The 21,329-nt window shown below is 60.6% G+C and carries 17 protein-coding genes and 4 pseudogenes; 8 read left to right on the top strand and 13 right to left on the bottom strand.

Features of this window, described 5'->3' with window-relative positions:
• Window positions 1–448 precede the first annotated feature (448 nt).
• Window positions 449–724 carry a hypothetical protein gene (locus ACJYUO_RS20015; protein ID WP_494347098.1) on the top strand — a complete coding sequence of 92 codons (276 nt, stop codon included), beginning with the start codon at window positions 449–451 and terminating at the stop codon, window positions 722–724.
• Window positions 725–1,208: 484 nt separating this feature from the next.
• Here ACJYUO_RS20015 and ACJYUO_RS20010 read toward each other — a convergent pair.
• The 3 genes and pseudogenes from ACJYUO_RS20010 to ACJYUO_RS20000 all read right to left on the bottom strand — a co-directional run bounded on the left by ACJYUO_RS20010 (window position 1,209) and on the right by ACJYUO_RS20000 (window position 4,075).
• Window positions 1,209–2,517, bottom strand: a pseudogene (locus ACJYUO_RS20010) (RNA-guided endonuclease InsQ/TnpB family protein).
• 174 nt (window positions 2,518–2,691) lie between these two features.
• Window positions 2,692–3,129 carry a DUF7575 domain-containing protein gene (locus ACJYUO_RS20005; protein ID WP_494347097.1) on the bottom strand — a complete coding sequence of 146 codons (438 nt, stop codon included), beginning with the start codon at window positions 3,127–3,129 and terminating at the stop codon, window positions 2,692–2,694.
• Window positions 3,130–3,535: 406 nt separating this feature from the next.
• Window positions 3,536–4,075 carry a TrmB family transcriptional regulator gene (locus ACJYUO_RS20000; RefSeq protein ID WP_494347096.1) on the bottom strand — a complete coding sequence of 180 codons (540 nt, stop codon included), beginning with the start codon at window positions 4,073–4,075 and terminating at the stop codon, window positions 3,536–3,538.
• A gap of 348 nt (window positions 4,076–4,423) precedes the next feature.
• Here ACJYUO_RS20000 and ACJYUO_RS19995 point away from each other — a divergent pair, with 348 nt between their 5' ends.
• The 5 genes from ACJYUO_RS19995 to dgoD (ACJYUO_RS19975) all read left to right on the top strand — a co-directional run bounded on the left by ACJYUO_RS19995 (window position 4,424) and on the right by dgoD (ACJYUO_RS19975) (window position 9,877).
• Complete coding sequence (locus ACJYUO_RS19995) at window positions 4,424–5,752, top strand: 5'-deoxyadenosine deaminase (protein WP_494347095.1); 1,329 nt, start codon at window positions 4,424–4,426, stop codon at window positions 5,750–5,752.
• 73 nt (window positions 5,753–5,825) lie between these two features.
• The gene (locus ACJYUO_RS19990) at window positions 5,826–6,647 is read left to right on the top strand and encodes a YqcI/YcgG family protein (protein ID WP_494347094.1); all 822 of its coding nucleotides are present in this window, start codon (window positions 5,826–5,828) and stop codon (window positions 6,645–6,647) included.
• A 6-nt stretch (window positions 6,648–6,653) separates the two neighbouring features.
• Window positions 6,654–7,238, top strand: coding sequence for a cysteine hydrolase family protein (locus ACJYUO_RS19985; protein ID WP_494347093.1), 585 nt, complete (start codon window positions 6,654–6,656; stop codon window positions 7,236–7,238).
• Between the two features lie 459 nt (window positions 7,239–7,697).
• Window positions 7,698–8,552 (top strand): NAD(+) synthase, encoded by an 855-nt coding sequence (gene nadE, locus ACJYUO_RS19980; RefSeq protein ID WP_494347092.1) that lies wholly within the window; start codon window positions 7,698–7,700, stop codon window positions 8,550–8,552.
• 170 nt (window positions 8,553–8,722) lie between these two features.
• Window positions 8,723–9,877, top strand: coding sequence for a galactonate dehydratase (gene dgoD / locus ACJYUO_RS19975; RefSeq protein ID WP_494347091.1), 1,155 nt, complete (start codon window positions 8,723–8,725; stop codon window positions 9,875–9,877).
• Window positions 9,878–9,932: 55 nt separating this feature from the next.
• On the opposite strand, the gene ACJYUO_RS19970 is transcribed toward dgoD (ACJYUO_RS19975), so the two are convergent.
• A complete protein-coding gene (locus ACJYUO_RS19970) occupies window positions 9,933–11,111 on the bottom strand; it encodes a Fic family protein (protein WP_494347090.1) in 1,179 nt (392 codons plus the stop codon).
• Between the two features lie 422 nt (window positions 11,112–11,533).
• On the opposite strand from ACJYUO_RS19970, the gene ACJYUO_RS19965 reads away from it, so the two are divergent.
• On the top strand, window positions 11,534–12,391 hold the full coding sequence (locus ACJYUO_RS19965) for an SMP-30/gluconolactonase/LRE family protein (protein ID WP_494347089.1): 858 nt from the start codon (window positions 11,534–11,536) through the stop codon (window positions 12,389–12,391).
• 389 nt (window positions 12,392–12,780) lie between these two features.
• On the opposite strand, the gene ACJYUO_RS19960 is transcribed toward ACJYUO_RS19965, so the two are convergent.
• From ACJYUO_RS19960 to ACJYUO_RS19930, 7 genes and pseudogenes are all read right to left on the bottom strand, one after another.
• The gene (locus tag ACJYUO_RS19960) at window positions 12,781–13,263 is read right to left on the bottom strand and encodes a DUF8154 family protein (protein ID WP_494347088.1); all 483 of its coding nucleotides are present in this window, start codon (window positions 13,261–13,263) and stop codon (window positions 12,781–12,783) included.
• Window positions 13,260–13,916, bottom strand: coding sequence for a nucleotidyltransferase domain-containing protein (locus tag ACJYUO_RS19955; RefSeq protein WP_494347087.1), 657 nt, complete (start codon window positions 13,914–13,916; stop codon window positions 13,260–13,262). The genes ACJYUO_RS19960 and ACJYUO_RS19955 overlap by 4 nt, the downstream gene beginning before the upstream one ends.
• 270 nt (window positions 13,917–14,186) lie before the next feature.
• Window positions 14,187–15,337 (bottom strand): annotated as a pseudogene (dgoD, locus tag ACJYUO_RS19950) (galactonate dehydratase).
• Between the two features lie 110 nt (window positions 15,338–15,447).
• Window positions 15,448–16,338, bottom strand: a complete 891-nt coding sequence (locus ACJYUO_RS19945) for an NAD-dependent epimerase/dehydratase family protein (RefSeq protein WP_494347086.1) — start codon at window positions 16,336–16,338, stop codon at window positions 15,448–15,450.
• Window positions 16,339–16,365: 27 nt separating this feature from the next.
• Window positions 16,366–17,310: a mannonate dehydratase gene (locus ACJYUO_RS19940; RefSeq protein ID WP_494347166.1), complete on the bottom strand. Its 945-nt coding sequence runs from the start codon at window positions 17,308–17,310 to the stop codon at window positions 16,366–16,368.
• 10 nt (window positions 17,311–17,320) lie between these two features.
• A complete protein-coding gene (locus ACJYUO_RS19935; RefSeq protein ID WP_494347085.1) occupies window positions 17,321–17,575 on the bottom strand; it encodes a hypothetical protein in 255 nt (84 codons plus the stop codon).
• Between the two features lie 371 nt (window positions 17,576–17,946).
• Window positions 17,947–19,374 carry a sodium-dependent transporter gene (locus ACJYUO_RS19930; RefSeq protein WP_494347084.1) on the bottom strand — a complete coding sequence of 476 codons (1,428 nt, stop codon included), beginning with the start codon at window positions 19,372–19,374 and terminating at the stop codon, window positions 17,947–17,949.
• A gap of 91 nt (window positions 19,375–19,465) precedes the next feature.
• Between ACJYUO_RS19930 and ACJYUO_RS19925 the strand changes: the two are divergent.
• Window positions 19,466–19,744: pseudogene (locus ACJYUO_RS19925) on the top strand (DNA-binding protein); the annotation flags it as partial.
• Window positions 19,745–19,844: 100 nt separating this feature from the next.
• Here the strand turns inward: ACJYUO_RS19925 and ACJYUO_RS19920 are convergent.
• A complete protein-coding gene (locus tag ACJYUO_RS19920) occupies window positions 19,845–20,249 on the bottom strand; it encodes a DUF5518 domain-containing protein (protein WP_494347083.1) in 405 nt (134 codons plus the stop codon).
• Window positions 20,250–20,514: 265 nt separating this feature from the next.
• Window positions 20,515–21,146, bottom strand: a pseudogene (locus ACJYUO_RS19915) (GAP family protein).
• Window positions 21,147–21,329 lie beyond the last annotated feature (183 nt).

The following is a 21,329-nucleotide window of genomic DNA, read 5'->3' as shown; positions in this document are numbered from 1 at the left end:
GGTTCGATTCGCGAAACGTAGCCGCCGGGATAGAATAGGAAAAACAGGATCTCTTATGTTTCTTCGTAACGTTCTATTTGTCGACATTTCGAGAAAGACTCTGTTGGAACGTGTGTGCCGTCGGACGATCTACCCAGGATAGCACTGGGCTATGAATTCCCGCCCGATTCGGTCTGTCAAAAGTCAACTAGCTGTGGATATCGTCTCCGTTTGCAGCGGCTGCTGTAACCATCTCGACAAACTCTGGCAAAAGCTCCCCGCTGTTTTCAAGCGTACACGCAGACAGGCATACGTATAGGATCTGATGATGATAACAGATTCCTATATGTCGAGGCTGTACGATAGCCAACCGGAGTCCGTGTCGAAATTCACCCTTTCGGACGGTCGAGCCGCAGTATACGTTTCTCGAGAGCGGAAGCATTTTTCGAACTTACACGACGGCTATCCGTTGGCAGAAAGCTTCCTGGAAGATCTCAAGACCGACGATATCGCCGCGATCGTTATCGATAGCAGCGATGGCGTTTACGTATTCGACCGACAGCAGTATCAGCGGGGCGACCGCCTCGGCCACGCCCCGTATCCGATGAAGCGAGTCGTCCCGATCGATGATGCCGATGCGTCGCTATCCGGACAGCCGAACGATATCGCGGATCAGCTTTCGGAGTGGGAGTGGCTTACTGAGACCGATCTTCGCTCGAGGGGAGAGCAGTCAGAAACGGCCTGATTCGTTTGTGAACCGCCTCGGCGACCCGTCATCACCAACAGGGGGCCCCGTTCGAGTCAGTCCCGACACCGCTTCGGTAGCCGGTCCGGCGCAGCCTCTCTAACGAAGGCTCGTACGGGGACGACATCGGCGACGGGCGATCGTTCATCGAGCGCCCGCTCGACCTCGGTCAGACGGCGCGTCGCGTGCCGCCGGAGTCGTCGTACAGTGGACGACAGCGAACCAGGTTGGAGAGTGACGGTGTCTTCCGCGAGGACGAACTGTATTCGACTGACTGTTCCGAACCCCCGTTCCACTGTCGTGACGTGTTCTCTGTACTGCTCGTCGATGTCCGCAAGCGTCACACCGATACCGACGACTGGCTTTCGACAGTCCCTAGCGCCTCGTTGACATCCTCCTCCGCCTGAAGGCGGAGGAATCCCGAGTCAAGCGAATCGAAGATTCGCGTACGTCGCGAACCACCGGTTCGCTCAGCGTTGGGATATTAGGGTTTGCAGACTCCCTGCTCTCTCGTTTTGAACGACCCGCTCTCGCGGTCGAACAGGAAGACTTCGGGCTGTGCCAACCAGCCGTTACTCATATCCCCCGTCGGGGGATTTTGAGTTATCTTTCTGCGAATGTTCACCGCACCGTTCACATCTGCGTTCATCGTCGCCTCGCACGACGAACAGACGTACAGACCGCGCTCCACGCGGTTGCTATCTCGAATCTGCCCGCAACACGAACACGTCTTGCTCGTGTTCTCCTCATCTACGCGGTCAACGAGGATGCCATGTTCCTCGGTCTTGTATTCGAGAAGGCGAGCGAATCGGTCGAACTCCCATCCGTGGAGTTTCTTGTTCCTCGACTGGCCCCAGTTCCGTGAGTCACCGTTCTCGTCTTTGCGGATACCGCTGAGGTCACCAACCGCGATCTCTTCTACGCCTTCTTCGACACACCGCTGAACGATGTGTTTCGAGAGGGTATGGAGGAAGTGGTCTTTGCGTCGGGAGAGTTTCTTTCGGGCTTTTCGCGCACGTTTTGACGGCCCGTTCTCGCTTTCAGTTTGATACACTTCGCGGGTGAAGTAGTGCTTGTCCTCTTTCAGCACGTTCCCCGGATACAACTCCGAAGGGCCGTCTTCGTAGTCGATGGCGAGGTAGTTCGTGATACCGAGATCGATACCTGCTGTCTTGTCGCCGGGTGCGTCTTCGACTGGAATCTCTTTCTTGCAGACGAGATGCAGTTCCCACTCGTCTCCGTTCCAGACGGCACGCACCTGCTGGATATTCTCGACCTCTACGTCGGGGCGGGTTTCGTACTCCGCGAGGATGAAGTCAGACCGACTCTCTTTCAAGTTGAACCCTTTCGAGAGGCGGAGTTGGCCGTGTTTGTCGTCGTGCTTGATAGCCCGTTTCTTCCACGTGACAGTGGAACGCGGGTGGGCGTCGCCACGTTTCCGGTAGCCCGGTGGGTTGTTACCGTCGTCGGAGTTGTACCAGCCGATAAACGCCTCAGCAAGTTCTTCGAGAACTCGCTGTGCTCAATGAGCGAAGCTCATTGGCATCACGAGACGGCTTCGCCGTCTCGAGCGAACTTGACTGAGAATGCAGGTCACTATAGCGTTCGTGGTCTTTCAACTCCGATTTCAGTTCGGCCTCGTCGGGAATTTCGTCGTCGTCCCACCGACCTTGGATGTAGTAGCGACCGACGTTCCACAGTTTGGATGCGGAGAACCCACACTGGTCGAGGTCGTTACGGACCTCTTCGTGATTCGTAATGCGTGCGACGTAGGTACGGGTCGTCTCCAGCATCTGTCTGTGGTCCATAACTAGTTATGAGAAGAGACCTATTAAAATACACGACTAGGCGTTGAATATCTGGCTAGAGTGTCGTCGGTGGGTTGTCGCTCAGAATAATCGGAGGCCAACAGTGCGGTCGTCACGTCCCACTGCAACCGCGGTTTCCGTCGGCTGATCCAGCGGTCGTCAGCGATCCTCGTCCATCGGGTCCGAGCGGTCGCGATCGATATCCGCAACCGAGTTCGTACACCAATGACAGAACTCGAGATCCGGATCGAGCTCGTTCCCGCAGTGAGGGCAGGCGACCGTGTCCGCATCGGTGCCGTCGCCCGAGCCGGCGACAGTGCCGTCGGTTTGTGCTCGAGCGAGGAGATACGCGTCAACGATACTGAGGCCGATGACGACGAACATCGGCGCGATCGCGATCAGCGTCTCGCGGCCAAAACTACCGGCAACGAACGCGTCGAATGCGGCCGGGTCGACGAATAGCGCGGTCGTCACGAAAGACGCGGCGAGCCATCCGACCGCGCGACGCCACCGACGGAGATAGAGGTGGCCGAGACCGGTCACGAGTGCCGCAAGCAGCGCTGCGAGCCACGGTCGTTTCTGCGATAGCTGGCCCATGCACTGACTAACCAGTCAGTCAGCCATAAATCTTCCTCTCCGCGCCCCGCTTTGTGTGAAGGCGTTGCTCAGAGGTGAGTCGTTCGTTCGAGCGACCGGTAAACGAGGTCGAGAGCCGGTAGTCAGCGTGGCTACGTGAACGAATAGTTCCATCAATCTGGTTAGTCTAACCAGTTAGTCTAATTGATTAGGTCCCGATTTGACTGGCATCGCCCGAACGGACCACCGACGACAGGTCGGACAGCGTGTCCGCTCGCGTTGGATCTCTCAGCGTTCGGACAGAGCAATCACCGCTACATCCCGCTCTCGAACCGCCTATCGGACTGGATTAACCGACGAGATATCGGCAGACACCGCGGTAACTCGGTAATCGTCGACGCACAACAGTTCGATGCGCTCGCGACTCTCAGGCGGGTTCCGTCCCGTCCCCCTCCATCGGTGCCTCCAAGAGAGCGACATCGAGGATCACCATGTTTTCGCTCTCGTTAACAGCGACGATCACACCGCCGAGGACGAGGTTCGCGACCGGCGTCGGTCCGATCGCGATCTCGTCGCCCTTCTCGAAGCCCCGGACCGACTGCTGAAAGTGGACTTGCGCTCGACAGAGATCCGGATTGTGAACCGTCGTGAAATCGATCGTGTCGACGGTCGCCGTGACGCGGTCGTAGTTGCGCGCGAGGGTGACTGATTCGGCGTCGGCAAGCGGCTCTCGATCGAGAGCCTCGTAGGCGGTGTCAGTCGGTTTGTACCCGCCGCTGGGCCCGGGGATTCCTTCGACGAGGTCGAGCGAGCGGAGCGACGACATCTGGTTCCGAAGCGTGCCCGGCTTGCGGTCGAGCGTGTCTGCGAGGTCCGTCGCCGAAACCGGCGAGTCGGTCGCCTGATACTCGTTGACGAGTTCAGTAAGCGTTCGTCGTTGTCGTTGCGATAAATCAATCGTACTCATCGTCGTACAAGCACCGTACACGCTCTTCGTACTTAGGTATCGAGGGCCGGAACATCGCCGCCGCCATGCGGTTAGGGATCGTTCGATTATATCGCGACAACGACATCGATAAAACGGTTATACACACTAAGGGTGGGTAAGTTCTGCCGACAATCGAACCGACTTCGATCCGGTCTTAAACAGTCACTCTCGCCGCGTCGAACCCGCTCGGGACGGTATCGCGAGTCAAGAGTTGCCGAGGCAAACCGAGATCCGAGATGCCTACCGAGACAGTAGCGGCACCCCGCAGACGCCACGGTCGGCCGTAGTCCAAACCGTTTTGCCCGTCGGACTGGATTCTCGGGTGATATGCTACTTTCCGGAACGGTCATCGCCGACGCGGACACCGTCATCGAGAATGGGGCGGTCGTCGTCGACGGCTCTCGAATCGCCGCCGTCGGCCCATACGACGAACTCCGCGATCGGTACCCGGACCGCGAGGAGCAGTCGTACGATATTCTCCTGCCGGGACTGGTCGGGGGCCACCTCCATTCGGTCCAGAGCCTCGGTCGCGGCATCGCCGACGATTCGGAACTGCTCGAGTGGCTGTTCGAGTACGTTCTGCCGATGGAAGCGTCGCTCTCGGCCGCAGAGATGGAGATCGCGGCGAAACTGGGCTACCTCGAGATGATCGAGAGCGGGACGACGACCTGCATCGATCACCTCTCGGTCAACCACGCCGAGCGCGCGTTTGAGGCGGCCGGCGAGATCGGGATTCGCGGCATCCTTGGGAAGGTCCTGATGGACCAACGGTCGCCGGACGGCCTGCTCGAGGACACCGACGAGGCGCTGGCCGAGAGTCGGCGGCTGATCGAGGAGTACCACGGGGCGTTCGACGACCGAATCCGGTATGCGGTAACGCCGCGCTTTGCCGTCTCCTGCAGCGAGGAATGTCTACGCGGGGCTCGAGCCCTCGCGGACGAGTACGAGGGGGTTCGGATCCACACCCACGCCAGCGAAAACCGCGGCGAGATCGAGACCGTCGAGGACGACACCGGGATGCGGAACATCCACTGGCTAGATGAAGTCGGCCTCACCGGCGACGATGTCGTCCTCGCACACTGCGTCTGGACCGACGAGAGCGAACGCGAGCTGCTCGCGGAGACGGGCACCCACGTCACCTACTGCCCGTCGTCGAACATGAAACTCGCGAGCGGGATCGCGCCGATCACCGACTACCTCGGGCGGGGGATCAACGTCGCGATCGGCAACGACGGCCCGCCGTGTAACAACACGCTCGACCCGTTCACGGAGATGCGCCAGGGGAGCCTCCTCCAGAAAGTCGACGGGCTGGATCCGGTCGCCGCACCGGCCGAGGCGCTCTTCGAGATGGCAACGATAAACGGCGCGAAGGCGGCCGGATTCGACCGCCTCGGCGCACTCCGCGAGGGATGGCGTGCCGACATCATCGGGCTGGATACCGATCTGACTCGAGCGACGCCGTTGCACGACCCGCTCTCGCATCTCGTCTTCGGCGCTCACGGCGATGACGTAGCGTTTACCATGGTCGACGGGGAGGTCCTCCTCGAGGACGGCGAGGTTACCGTCGTCGACGCAGCCGAGATCCGAGAACAGGCAAATGAGATCGATCTTTCGCTCGAGGAACACCGCGAGGATGCGACCGACGCGCGACCATGAGTAGACGCTCGCGGCTGTGCCGCACTCGTGGGAACCGATACCTAAAAGGACGGAACGGATCGAATTCTAGTCGATGACCGATTCCGTCGTCGGCACGCTCAACGACCAAGCGACCGTGGCGGCACGCGTCGAATCCGGTGGGGCACCCGACTGGGTCGCGGCCCACTGGGAGTCGTTTCGCGATGGGCTGTTGGGCGAGCGAAACGACAGTCCGTTCCCCTGTTTCTTCGGCGTCGAGTCCGTCCAGAACGGCGAGCCGCTGTACACGGCCGTCCCGTCGATGACCGACAAAGACGCCCTGCTTGAGCTGGGTCGAACGTTGCTCGAGTACCTCGAGACGTATCGGGACCACAGCGAGCGCGCGTCGTTAGTGACGTTTTTCAAACCGCCCGAAGACAGCCTGTCCGAGGCGGAGTACCACCGCGCGCTCTGGCACATCCTCCAGTTTCTCCACGTCCACGATCCGGAGCCGTGGCCTGACCGGATCCCGACCGAGCCCGACGACCCTCACTGGGAGTTTTGCTTCGGCGGCGAGCCGATGTTCCCGACCTGTCGCGCCCCGTTTTACGAGGACCGAAAGAGCCGTTACTGTCCGGTCGGCCTCGAGATCACGTTCCAGCCCCGCGCGCTGTTCGAGGAGTTGAACGTCACCGGCGACACCGAGGCCGGCCAGCACGCCCGAGACGTGATTCAGGACCGACTCGAGGACTACGACGGCGTCTGTCCCCACGCCGACCTCGGCGATTGGGGCAACGAGGGCGACCGCGAGTGGCCGCAGTACATGCTGACCGAAACCGATACCGAATCGCCGAGCGAGTGTCCGATTACCGTAACCCGAACCCATCCTAAATCGGAGTATCTCCTCGAATCGTCGAGTCACGCGGTCACGCGGTGATCAAAGATGACCGATACTTTGGCCCGCATGGCCCTCGTACTCATCGACTTCCAGCAGGGGTTCGACGATCCGGTCTGGGGGAGTCGCAACAATCCGAACGCGGAAGCAAACGCGGCCCGGCTGCTTTCCCACTGGCGGACTGCCGGCTCGCCGATCGCCCACGTTCGGCACGATTCGACGGAAGCGGAGTCGCCGCTTCGTGGCGACCAGCCGGGATTCGAATTCAAATCGGAACTCGCCCCTCGAGACGGCGAGCCCGAGTTCGTCAAACGGGTCAACGGGGCCTTCGTCGACACTGAATTGGAGTCGTGGCTACGCGAACAGGGTGTCGACTCGCTCGTAATCTGTGGCCTGACGACGGATCACTGCGTTTCGACGACGACCCGAATGGCGGAGAATCGAGGGTTCGATGTTACCCTCGTTCGGGACGCGACGGCGACGTTCGGTCGGACGTTCGACGGGGAGCGCTTCGACCCGTCGCTGGTCCACAAAACGGCTCTCGCCCACCTCGAGGGCGAATTCGCAGAAATCAGTTCGGCGGCAGATCTCATCAACGCCACGAGCACCGAGTGCGACCGGGAATCGTCGTAATTCGATCATCGTTCGGCCTTCCGAGTGCGAAGCACCTCGAGGAACCACGGTCGACGCGATTAGGGTGCTGCGGGTCACACCCGCGGCCGACGTTGGTGGAACTTCGAGCACGCTTGTCCTCCCCTCGACCGGTCTCTCAGTCAGTGTTGCATTGGGCGCAAAACGCTCGAATCGAATCGCAGTCCTACTGCCTGACTGAGCACTCGAATAAAGAAACGCTTCTACAGCAAGATAGTCTTCTACCACATATATATTATAATATATTCTCCTATCGATTCACAAGTGGGCAAGGATTCGGCTAGAAAGCATTATATCTCGTGATCAGTTTCTCGTAACCTGAACGATGATCTATCCGTCTTCCACCACGGCTTTCGGCCCGGTCTCGAGCCGTTCCCGGCCGGTCGACCCGCGCGACCGTCGTCCGACTACTGCTCCAGTTCGTCTCCTGCTGACGGAACGATGACGGCGACCGGTTCCGACACGGCCGTCAGGGATCTCCCCCGCGATTCGGACGGGCTCGCGACGACCGACGAGGCGTTGATGACCCTTCGCGAACGGCTCCCCGCGTTTCTCGAACAACTGATCGCCGACGCCGGCGCGGACGGCCTCGTCGTGGGACTGGACGGGAGTGTCGAAACGGCGGTCGCAGCGACGATCGCCGTCGATGCGATCGGCGCGGACCGCGTGACGGGGCTCGTGATGCCGGCGTTCATCAGTCACGAGGGAATCGCTCGAAACGCGGAAGCCGTCGCCAAGTCACTGGGGATCGATCATAGCCGACTCCAGCTCCAGCCGGTACTGGCCGCCGTTCAGGAAACACTCGGCGAATCGGACGGGCCGGTCGACGACGTACTCGCGACGAACAACGTGCTGTCACGGCTCCGAATGGCCTGTACCTATTACGTTTCGAACACGTCGAATGCCCTCGTCGTCGGCCCGATCGATCGCACGCGGTACCTCCTCGGATCCGCGACGAAACACGGTGAAACGGCGGCGGACTGCCTGTTGTTCGGCGATCTCTACCGAACCGAAGTGCGAGCGCTCGCACGCCACATCGGGATTCCCGAGGACCTCACCGTCGAAACGGTGGGGTCGCCGCTGTACGCCGGGCAGTCAGCAATCGAACAGGTAGCTGTCCCGCCGGAAACCGTCGATCGCATTCTTCGACTGCGCTTCGACGAGGAGGTGGAGATAGCGACCGTTGCGGAGCGGCTCGAGGTCGATCCGGAACTCGTCGACCGGCTCGACGAGTGGTGTGTCCGAACCCGACACAAACGACAGCAACCGCCGACGCCGGGGGTAGATCGCTGTTAGTCGTGTCGGCCGTATTCGGACCAAGGGATAGATACCTCTCCTCCGAGACGCGTGGCCGATAAGCGGTTCAACGACAAACTCGAGGGATCGCTCCGGTTCTCTCTCATCGTCGGGCAGTACCGTCCGAAACGACTAAACGAAACAGCCGGAAAGGCTCTGCAAGAGCCGGAATGTCTGAAATCGTCGATTACGAACTCTTCGAAGTACCACCGCGGTGGCTGTTTTTGCGTGTTGAAACGGCTGACGGAACGGTTGGCTGGGGCGAGCCGGTCGTAGAGGGTCGCGCAAAGACCGTCCGGACCGCAGTCGAGGAACTCCTCGAGAACTACCTGCTCGGGAAGGACCCACGACGGATCGAGGACCACTGGCAGGCGATGTACCGCGGCGGCTTCTATCGCGGCGGCCCAGTGCTCATGAGCGCCATCGCAGGCATCGATCAGGCGCTGTGGGACATCAAGGGCAAACAGTTGGGTGTCCCGGTCCACGACCTGCTCGGCGGCGCAACTCGGGATCGGATTCGGGTCTACCAGTGGATCGGTGGCGACCGCCCCTCCGACGTCGCCGAACAGGCTCGAGCGCAGGTCGAAGCGGGCTTTACAGCGCTCAAGATGAACGCGACGGAGGAGATCGAACGCGTCGACGATCCCGCGACGATCGAGGCCGCCGTCACGCGGCTCCGCGAGGTTCGCAAGGCCGTCGGCGACGAGGTCGACATCGGCGTCGACTTCCACGGCCGCGTCTCGAAACCGATGGCGAAACGGCTCGTCGAAAAGCTGGAGCCCCACGAACCGATGTTCGTCGAAGAGCCGGTTCTACCGGAGCACAACGACGCACTGCCGGAGATCGCATCTCACACGACGATCCCGATCGCCACCGGCGAGCGGATGTTCTCCCGGTGGGATTTCAAGCAGGTGTTCGAGAACGGTGCCGTCGACGTGATTCAGCCCGATCTCAGCCACGCCGGCGGGATCACGGAAGTCAAGAAAATCGCGGCGATGGCCGAAGCCTACGACGTGGCGATGGCCCCCCACTGCCCGCTCGGACCGATCGCACTCGCCTCCTGCCTTCAAGTGGACGCCTGCTCGCACAACGCGTTCATTCAGGAACAGAGCCTGAACATCCACTACAACGAGACCAGCGACGTACTCGAGTACCTCGCCGATCCGTCCGTTTTCGACTACGACGACGGCTACGTCCAGATTCCGGACGAGCCCGGGCTCGGTATCGAAATCGACGAAGAACATGTTCGAGAGCAAGCCGAGAGCGACCACGACTGGCACAATCCAGTCTGGCGACACGACGACGGTAGCGTCGCAGAGTGGTAACAGCGGTTTTTGACCTCCTCCCGCGACTTTAGGCGCGGGAGGAGGTCAAGAAAGCTCAGTACGTCTGGGGCGGCCGCTCGAGAATGTCGAATATTTCCTTCGCCCGATACTCCTTGTTTCGATCGTTGCCCGTCACTTCCTCTAAAACACCTTCTGCTTCCAGGGTGTCAATCGCACGGTACGCGGTCGATCGCTCGATATCGAGCCTCTCGGCGACTGTCTTGGTCGTTAGGTACGGCTGTTCGAAGAGGCTGCACGCTAAGCGATTCTTCGCGTACTGGACGCCACCGTACTCCGCCTCGTAACTGCGTCGTAGCTCGTCTAATGCCAGCGTTCGCGTAACGGACTCTTCTGCCTGCTGGGCAACTCCTTTCACGAAAAACGAGAGCCATTTTTCCCAGTCGCCGCGGGATCGGACAGCGTCCATGCGGTCGACATACGCGGCTTTGTTTCGATTGAAGTATTCGCTGAGATAGAGGTTCGGGCGCTCGAGAAGGCCACTATCGTACAGTTGGTGTGTGATGAGCAGACGACCGAGCCGTCCATTCCCGTCGCCATACGGGTGGATCGTTTCGAACTGGTAGTGGAAGAGCGCGATGTCTACGAGCGTGTGATAGCTCCCGCCGGTCCGGTAGTAGGTCACCAGTGCGTCCATCAGCCCGTCAACTTCGACCGGAACTGGTGGGAGAAAGTCTCCGAGGTGGTTCGGGACCGCCTTGTAGGCACCAATCGTATCCGTATCGACGCGGTCGTCCGGGACGTCCGTAAGTAACGTTTCGTGGAGATCGTGAAGAAGCGACACGGAAATTTCTCCCCCGCTGTCGAGTCTCTCAATACCGTCTTCGATAGCCTGTTCGTAGTTGAGGACTTCCTGCGTGTCCTTGGTATCTGTGTCACTCGTTGGTCCGATAGCATATTCGTCCTCAGCTTCGTCGAGATTTCGCGTCTCGAGGCTGTAGAGTGCGTTATAGTCGACATCAGCGCCCTCGATCTCAGCGGATTCCATCGCTTCTTTCCGTAGAAGCGACGTGTAGAGGACGGGCAGAAAGTCGAGTTCGAGACTGACGCCGCTGAGTTTGCCGAGCCAAAACGTGGCGTCGGCGAGCAGGTCATAGAAGTCTGCATCTACCGTGAGGTCTCGTGAGGGCGGCAGTGGATCCGGCTTGTAGTATGACTCTCTCCCGTAGGAAATGAGTTCGCCAGGTGCCGTGTCTTGAACTTCGATCCTCTTCATGCACGTAACTGCTCTATTGATCCGACATAGTTGAATCTACCGGCACTAAATGCGAACAACACCGCTACCTCTCCATCGTAGTTGTATATAGAACCGCTAAATGCATACAATGGTCTTAGCGGAGGGCCTTGTTGTGTCTCAGTGGACTGTCTGCAGCCACGGTCTAGTGTGACTCTGCAGTATGCCGTGTCCGGGAACCCGTACCTCGAGGAACCATCGCGCTGGATCGGTACTCGGCGAGACGGGTAGCGAGCCCTGCTCGTGGTATCGGAGACCTCGAAAAAACGTCGGAGCGGGTCCCAAGCATCCCCTTCCGAATAGACTTCTGTGAAGGGGCAGCGTGGCGAAAAAGTACAGTCGGTGATCGGAACGCCGAACGCGCTGAGTAAGACCTTTGATGTTTCACGGTAGTGGAACCGTATATGTCGCCGATGACAGTCGCCGCGGACTATCGGTGTCACACGGGTGAAGGTCCCGTGTGGCACCCGGACGAAGAATTGCTTTACTGGGTCGACATCCCCAACGGTCGGTTGTTCAGCTACGACCCCGCAACGGATACCCATACGCAGCGCTACGAGACGGACGTCATCGGCGGGTTCACCATCCAAGACGAGGGACTGTTGCTGTTCGAGGATGGCGGCCGAATCGAGCGTCTGGTCAACGGTGAGACGACAACTGTCGCGGAGATCGACGGCGAAGCCGACTCCCGATTCAACGATGTCATCGCCGACCCGCGCGGTCGGGTTTTCTGCGGAACGATGCCGACAGAGGAACGGCCGGGCCGACTGTACAGACTGGATACCGACGGATCGGTGACGCGCGTCCTCGACGATGTCGGGCTCCCCAACGGCATGGGGTTCTCACCCGATCAGCGCCATTTCTACTTCACTGACTCGGACGGAAACTGCATCTCCCAGTTCGACTACGACCCCGAAACCGGTGCCATCACGAACCGCGAGGTGATCGTCGACGTACAGGACGAAGCCGGTATCCCGGACGGGATGACCGTCGATGCTGACGGCTATCTCTGGTCTGCACGGTGGAACGGGAGTTGTGTAGTCAGATACGATCCAGCCGGCGAGGAAGTCGATCGCATCGAAGTTCCCGCACGAAAAGCGTCCTCGATCGCCTTCGGGGGACCTGGGTATACGGACGCGTACGTGACCACGGCGCTGACCGACGGGAGCCGCAAGGACGAGGGTGAACACGCCGGTGCACTGTTGCGTTTCGAACCGGAGACGGAGGTCGAGGGGAGAGCCGAATTCCGATCCGACGTGTAACGCTGGGCTGACAACTCGAGGCGCCAGGCTCCAATCCGGTGTGGGTTTCTACCGTCCTGCGACTCCCGTCCGTGTGCCAGCACCGAGGCGGCGGTGTACTCGCTGACTCCGTCAATCCGAGGAGTTCCGATCGCGAGTCGGGTGCGCGACCGATGTGACGCGCGGAGTTGGGCGAAGCGTGCCTGACGTTCTCCGTCCATTTTTGCAGCCCCAGCGGTTCGATCACCTCACCGATCGGTTTCGAAGGGCGACGCGTCCGGGTCGCGCCACGGTAGATCGTGGCGTCCGTTTTCGACGTGTCTTTCGAGGAATGTTTCGACGGACTCATCATCTCCTCAACACGCATTCCGGATGTGTTCCCCTCATCGTACTTAGGGGATCGGCCGCGGTTACTCGTAGAGGCAGTCCCGGGTCCGGGTCAATTGGACGATCTCGTCGTGAAGTTGCGCCGCGAGCTCGTAGATCGTTCGCGCCCGATACTCGCCTGCGACGCCGGTGCGATAGTACGACTCCGACCGGTTCTCGATCCAGAGCTCCTCGAGTCGTTCAGCAACGTCCCGCGAGAAGAGGCCAGCTCTGACTCCCAGATCGTACACTTCGGTGTGGCGCTGCCCGGCAACGTCGTACCCCTTCTCCTCGACGTAGAACTGGATCGAGCGTTCGATTGCGACGAAAGAACTCTCGATGATGACGGTAAAGTGGCCGTTTCGATCGAGAAGGAAGCCGGCGGCGTCGAGGAGTCGACATGCCTTCCGCAACTGGAGGACGGCTGGATCGGAGACGTGCTCGAGTCCGACCTCCGGATTCTCGGGCTTTCGCTGGAACGCGTCTTCCGCGTCCGCGAGCGCCGCCTCGAGTTCCTTCGATGTCATCCGTCCACCCCGAAGACGTCGCGCTTTACCCGCCGGAACGTCTCGCTCTCGGTGAGGGTAATTCCCTCCTGTAGGATGGGGCGCAAATCTTCGCCGCGCTTACGGGCGCTCTCGGGCGATTCGACGAAGACATCGAACTCGTACCGATCGCCCTCGATCGGTTCTTCCTCGAGATCGCGAACGATGTCCGAGACGGTTCGTCGCACCGAAACCGGATCCTCGCCCTCGTCAACGAGGACGAAGAGGTCGACATCGCTCGCGCGGTCCGCCTCGCCGCGTGCCACGCTGCCGAAACAGAGGATTCCAGCAATCGAGGACACTTCGTCGTCTACTCGTTCGACGAATCGTCCGAGCGGTTCGCGAAACTCTGCCTGCGGGATTTCGAGAAGCGGGTCGTCGGCATCGTGAAGCCGGCGTTCGTCGATCCGATAGAGGGTCCGATTCCCCGGGTCGCGCCTGACGACGAGTCCCATCGTCTCGAGGAGGGAGAGCGCCTTCGAAACGCTGGGACCGCCGTAACCGGTCAGTCGCTGGAGATCTCGGTTCGAGAATTCCTCGGTCGGGTTACGGGCGAGTATCTCGAGCGCCTCGTCCATCGCCCCGTACCGAAAGACTTGCTCGTCAGGGAGTGGGAGTCGGACTTCGACGGCCATTCGTTATATCTCTTGTAACGCGTTATACCACATATACTCATCGATCGGCAGAAGGGGACTCAACGCGCGAATGACGCACTCGCGAGGAACGCGCTCGGTCCGAGACCGTCGAGCGTTTCTCCACCGGCCCGGCAGGCTGCCGAGTTCTCGAGGGGAGGGACCCACATGAGACTGTGCCGGGCCGGCAACGAGAGGCGAGAACTGGCGGACTCGAGTCCCGATCGAACGTCGAAATGGGTATCATAGACGGGGTGCCCAATCGAAACAGATCTACCACTCGGCGATCCCGCCGTCTTCGTGACGCCAGACGGGTTGTACCACTTCACGTCGGCCCGTGACTGTTCGCGGACGTACGGCTCGTCTACGTCGATTCCCAACCCCGGTTCGGTCGGGCGACTGACGTAGCCGTCGTCGAACTCGAACGTCTCCGGGTCTTCTAAGTACTGGAGACCGACGCTCTCCTCGGGGTCGTGCAGCGACAGATCCTGTTCCTGCATGACGGCGTTGTGCGAGGAGAAGACTACTTGCAGATTCGCTGCGAAGGCGATCGGACTCAACGGACAGTGCGGAACGACGGCCACGTCGAATGCCTCGGCCATCGTCGTGATCTTCCGTAGTTCCGTGATGCCGCCGACGTGTGTCACGTCGGGCTGGATGACCGTGACTGCACCCTCCGCGAGAAGCGGTTTGAAATCGTACCGTGAGTAGAACCGCTCGCCGGTCGCGACGGGGACGGTCGTCCGCTCGGCAAGCGTTGAGAGATACTCCGAGTGTTCCGGCAACACCGGTTGATCGACGAACATCAGCCCGTACGGTTCCAGTGCCTCGACGAGGCGGCGGGCCATTTGCTTCGAGACGCGCCCGTGGAAGTCGACGCCGAGATAGAGATCGTTGCCGACGGCGTCTCTAACGGTGGCGACGCGCCGTCTCGCCCGTTCGACTGCACCCGGTGGCTCGAGGGCACGGAACTCGGCGGTCGCGTTCATTTTGAGGGCTTTGTACCCCTGATTGCGACGGGTGATCGCCGCTTTCGCGATCTCCTCTTCGTCCTCGCCGCCGATCCACTGGTGGACCAGCACCCGGTCTCGGACCTGTCCGCCGAGCAGTTCGTTGACCGGTGCCCCGTAGTGTTTCCCCTTGATGTCCCACAGGGCGTGGTCGATCCCGGACAGGGTACTCATCAAGATCGGGTCACCGCGGTAGTATCCGCCCCGATACATCGTCCGCCACTGGCGTTCGGCCGCTAACGGATCTTTCCCGAGGAGGTACCCACTGACGAACTCGTCGACGGCAGTCTTGACCGTCTCGAGTCGCCCCTGGACGATCGGCTCGCCTCAGCCGACGAGGCCGGTGCTCGTCTCGAGTTTGAGAAAGAGCCACCGCGGCGGGACAGCGAAGAGTTCGTAGCCGGTAACGCACATGCCCTATTTCTCGACGACTGTCACTTCAAGACACCGAGTACCCGATGCGTTTCGGACGGCATCGTTCGCAGGGCAACCGCTGTCGTCGAACCGACCGAATCCTGTAGCAACTACGCTGACAGATCGCGCCAGCTGTGTTCGGGCTCCCAGCCGAGGAGCTCGCGCCCCTTCGAGAGGTCGACGATAGCGTCGCGATCTTCGGGCGTCTCGTGCAGTTCCGCATCGGGATAGAACGCTTCGACGAGGTCGGCCGTCGGCACGTTGGCGGTTGTATCGCTGGCGACCGCCCAGAACGCTTCGTGGCCGTCGAAGTCGGCCTCGACGGCGTTTCGAGCGATAGACGCCGCATCGTCGAGGGTGAGATACGAGAACAGGACGTCGCGGCCGGTCGCGGGGTGGACATCGTGGAGTGCAGCCAGCGAGCGGTCCCGTTCGATGAAATTTTCACGCATCTCCTCATCTGTCATCACCCACGGATACCGCAGTGATGCGATAGTGAGATCAGTCGAGGGACGCCGGGCGACGCCATCAGCGGTCACCTCCATCGCATGCTTGGCGATGCCGTACGGGTCGTCGGGCGTCCGCGGGTGCTCTTCGTCGATCGGGACGTATCGCACGTCAGCCGGCCGCTCTTGGTGTTCGCTGCCCATGACGTTGATGCTCGAGGGGAGGACGACCGACTCGAGTCCGAGCCCCTCGGCGGCCTCTAAGACGTGCGTTGCGGACATCACGTTGCTCTCGTACACCCGGAAGTCGGGGTTGCTGTACGGGTTCGGAATCGTCCCCATGTGAACGGCGGCGTCCACATCAGTCTTCGCGAGCGCGCCGTAGGTCTCCCCTGCGTCCAAGAGATCCGTCGTGATGTATTTGTCTGCCTCCTCCTCGCGCCGTCTGCCGCGGGAGACGTTGACCGTCTCGTAGCCGTGTTCGTTCAGGTGTGCGAGGATCACCTCGCCGATCTTCCCGTTGCCGCCCGTGACTGCGATGGTCTCGAGTGTCATCTCTGTGAAGGTCTAAGTCCTGAGTCGCTATTCGAGCAGTCCTTTGATGTAGCCGATCGCAAACAGCCGACCCATATCGGTGTAGCCGGCCATCGCGTCCTCGCGGTCCTCTTCGCCGACCATCCGCGGGACGTGGTCGGGACGAATGGGGCCGTCGAAGCCGACTTCTTGGTAGGCCTCGATGGCGGCTTTCATGTCGGTCGGTCCCTCGTCGTGCCACGTCTCGACGAAATTTCGCTCGCTGCCCTCGACATCGCGGAAGTGGACGAAGTGAATCCGGTCGCCGAATTCGCGGATCGTCGCTGGGATGTCGGCTTCCATCGCGGAGACGTTCCCCTGACAGAACGTGACGCCGTGGCGCTCGCTGTCGTGGAGCTCGAGGATACGGCGGTAGTCCTCGACGGACTGGACGATTCGCGGAACCCCGCGGACGGGTGAGGTCGGCGGATCGTCCGGGTGGAGCGCGAGGTTCACGCCGTACTCCTCGGCGACGGGAACGGCTTCCTCGAGGAAGTACTCCAGGTTCTCCCAGAGTTCTGCCGCCGTGATGTCGGCGGCCTCGTGCTCGGGCGCGCGTTCCGTCCATTCGTGGTCGTAGCCGATGCGCTGGGAGTCGCCGCGACCCGGCAGCGAGTCCGAGGTCCGGACGACGCCGAGCGGGTTCTCGGTCCACACCCAGCAGTAGGTATCGATCCCGAGCCGTCCCATGTTCTCGAGTAGCGTCTTTACCGTCTCGATTTCCGCGTCGCGGCCGTCTCGTCCGAGGACGGTCTGTTCCATCGGCGGGCGATCCTCGACGACGTCCAGTGAGAAGCCGTGGTCCTCAAAGCGGGTGACGGTGCGCTGGAGCGTGTCGTACTTCCACCAGTTCTCGACGCCCCAGAAACGCACGACGGCCGTGTCGATGCCGAGTTGCTTGGCGATAGTCCACCGCCGATCGGGCTTCGGCGGGAGCAGTACGGTCGGATCCATGTCGTATCGGTCAGTCATTTGTGTTCGTGGTCGCGAAAGGGCGGTCGTCACGCTGTGCCTCTTGTGCGGAACGCCAGCACTCATAGAAGGCACTGGCGGGATGGGAGTCGGGTTCGACGTCCGGCGGGTCGAGGACAACGAGACCGGTATCATCGGCCGCGAGGCGCTTCTCGTACCAGAGACCGGCGGGGCCGCGGTAGCTGTCTGTACACGCGAGGAACCGTCGGTTCCTCCCGTAGGCGGTCGACCACGTCGATGTCTCCATGTGTGGTCGCTCGTTCGGCGAGCGCCGCGGAAGCGCCGATGGCCTCAGCCAGCGCCCACCCATACTGGTCGGACACGATTGGCGTTCCGTCCGCCTCAGGTCAAGCCCCGAGGCACTCGCCTTGTTTCCTTTGTGGACGTACGAGATGCTCCCCATGGGTTCGACTACGTCGACGACAACCTCGAAACTGTTTCGGTCGACTGCCTCGGCGTTCAGTTCGACGTCCTCGAGGCGGATATTTCGCGTTGAACTCGACCAACAAGATACACGAGAGACTCGTCCGGTCGAGTACCGTGGCCGCTTCCGTTGCCTCAACAGTACATCATCTCCGTCACTCCGGCCGGTACTGTTTGCATTACCCGCCCTCTCAGTCAGTCCGCACTCTCGTTCAGTTGCGGTCGAGTTTCGGAGACGGAGCGGCAGGCCACTACCACGAGTACTAGCAGCGTCACCAGCGACGTGACCAACAACGACCCTCTGCCGACTGAAAGCCCGACGAGGGCTGTGACGTCGGCGTAGAACGTAAAGAGGAGGAACGCCGGGAAGAGTGTCCCAATCGCGTATCGCCACGGGATTACCAGTGGGCGCGAGATCGGTCCCGCGCCTTTGAGGTACTCCTCGATTGCGGCTGGACCGAGTACCCAGGCCGCGTACACCATGAACCCGGTCAGGCCTAGCACCAGAAGCAGATTGACGAGCTGGTCCGCGAATAACGTAAACACTGCGGGGCTGAACGCGTTCACGCCGCCGGTCAGTGCGACCAGCGCGAAGAGCCCGCCGGTCGCCGTTGACCGCTCGAGATCGAACTCGTCGACTAGGAGCGAAACCGGAATCTCGAGCATGCTGACCAGACTCGTGAGGGCGGCGAGCAGAACCACGAGGAAGAAGACCGCGCCGAGGAGTCGTCCGCCGGGCAGGCTCGCGAACGCGCCGGCGATCCCAACGAACAGGGCACCGGGACCGCCCCCAGTGGGTCCCGATGCGAACGAGAACAACAACGGAAACACCACGAGTCCGGCCACGATGCCGATACCGAGATTAAATACAGCGATGGCTGAGGCGTCGAGGGGCAGCGAACGATCGTCGTCGACGTAGGAGGCGTAGGTGATCATCGTTCCGCTGCCGATCGAGAGAGTGAACAGTGCCTGGCCAGCAGCGGCCCCCAGTATCGACAGGAAATTCTCCGCGAGGTAGGTACCGTCGAACCTAAGGTAGAACTCGTATCCCTGCGTCGCGTTGGGCTGCTGGGCCGCCCAGACCGCAAGTCCGATGAGTAAGACGACGATGCCGGGCATCATCACCTTCGTCGTCGCCTCGATGCCGCGTCTGATCCCCGCAGCGATGATCAGGGACGTGATTGCGAGGACGGCGAGCTGGTACCCGAACGCTTCGGCACCGTAGCTGATCGCCGCGAAGTGGGTCTCGGGAGCCGCGAAATAGGCACCCGTCGCGCTCTCGAGGAAGTAGCGAAGGATCCACCCGCCGACAACGCTGTAGAACGACAGTAGTACGATCGAGGTGACGACACAGAGCGCGCCCAGCGCCGTCCAGATGCGCGATCCGGCGAGCGATTTGAACGCCCCGACCGGATTCCGGTTTGACCGGCGTCCAATCACGAACGCGGCCAGCAAGCCCGGCACCCCGACGATAAGGACGATAAGCAGATATACTAACAGAAAGGCGCTGCCGCCGTTCTCCGCGGTCATCCACGGGAACCGCCAGATATTCCCTAAGCCGACGGCGCTTCCGACCGCGGCCAGGATGAATCCTGTCCGACTGGACCAACTTTCACGTCCCATCTTGTCTCAGCGAACCGACTCGGTACGCATAAGGGTTGTCGATTAATGACATAGATTTAGTCGTGGTTACATCACGCGGTAGCGTTCCGTGAGGCGGGTGCGAGACATCGCCATGCGACGGAGTTCGGAACGAGGAGAGCAGTTCCAGAAACGGGCAGCGAGCGTGACCCCGAAAGCAAACTCAGAGTGGCGGACCCCAGAGTCCGCACACGATCCAAACTGGCGGCCGTGAACGAACAGTCGATACGGGTAGGCAAACGGCTCGATGGCTGGTCTCGAGCGGCAATCAGTTGGCGGCTGGCCGAGGCGGTTGTCAACGGGCGAGCTTCCGACTGCGGTCGTTAGTGTATTTGAGGAGTTACAGACGGCGCTGGAATATATCTGAACTCGAGGATATGAGCTGTGAAACGGTGAACATCGTTCGCCGCGTCTAGTCGACAAAAAGTCGGTATGAGCCGCCAGTGATCGATTCAGGCTCGGGTTCCCGTCGGTTCCGGAGTGACCCGGCGGTGCTTTGCCCACGAGCCGATCGCGCCACCCAGGGCACCGGGAATGGCGTAGAACGCAAGCATCAGCAGGCCGAGCACAAGCACGCTGAACGATGCGACCAGGCCCCCGAAGAGCAGGGTCGTAAACGTCGCAAGGGCTAACAGAACCAGCGATCCAAAGACGGTGGCGATACCGCCGTGGATTGCACCGGACCCTATCGTTCCGCCAGCGAAGTATCCGGCGGTAAGCCCGCCGAGGAGCCCGATCCCACCCCAGTACAGGAGTACGATCGAAGCCCCCGATCCGACGAAGACGAGGCCGCTGATGAACCCCAATGCGAGGGTCATGACGAATCCAGTTAGTACAGCTGTCCAGTTGATGTCCATGATCAATTGTTACTATGCTGTTACTGGATATAAACACCATCTCAGGGGATACGGACAGTGCAATTGTACGGACTGGCTGGTTTTCCATCCGAGCATACGGTGTAACGGACATCTGTGGTAATAAACAATTCCCAAGCTGACATGTTAGTCAGGAATATCGTGCGGAAGACAAACCGGCTTCGCCGCCCCACGGTACCACCACTATTCGAGTCCGTGCGACGAAGGAATACCAGGATCAGTTTCGTCTTGTCCGAAAATACCGGTCTTACCCGAGGAGGTTCTGGAGCGTCAGGACGACGAAGAGCAGAATCACTGCCTCGGAAATAATCCACGAGTTGTCGTTCATCCAGTCGCGGATTTCGGGGAGTACAGTTTCCGCTCGTTCTCCGAGCAGAAACACGCCGAGCGACGGGATCGCCAGGAGGAACAGCGTGAGCAGGACAAATCCAATCGCGTCCGTAACCGGGGCACCGTTCGCCGCGAGATAGGTGCCGACACTGATTGAGGTGAGGATGTTAGTCGGGAAAACCCCCAACAGGAGGAACCCCAGTCGAAACGAGAACCGCGGTGACGCGTTGGTCAACTTGCCCATCCACTCCGGCGGTTCAGACACGTTCCGCTTTCGGTAGGTATCTACCGCCGCGTAGAGGAGGAGGACGAAGACGATGAGATAGAGCAATTCCCTTGCACTCGCACCGAGTAGACCGCCACCGCCGCCGAAGCTGTTCCCGAGGAAGTATGCGATGATAACGATGAGACTGATCGAGAGAGACGCGCCGAAGACGTACGCCGCAGAGTTTTTTGCCACTGTTCGCTCGTGGCGAGGAAGATAGTCGAGAGTATCTGTGGACCCGCGATCATTACGATAGCCAGTGGGAGAACCTGTACGAGGCTCATGGCTGGAACCCACTGTGGTTTGATTCGCTTTCGCCCTCACGGCGTTCTGTTTGTAGGGCTCTGGTGAATCGCTGTACGGCGTCGGCTTCAACCGTCAGAACTAGAAAGATGAAGCGGGAAACCGTCGATGTCCATGTCGAAAATTTCCCGCTTCACGAGCAAAGTCGTTCAGTTAGCTAAAAA

The sequence above is a fragment of the Natrinema sp. CRL1 genome, from assembly GCF_059162405.1.
The sequence above is the reverse complement of the archived record's forward strand: the minus strand, read 5'-3'. Positions and strand labels throughout refer to the sequence as shown.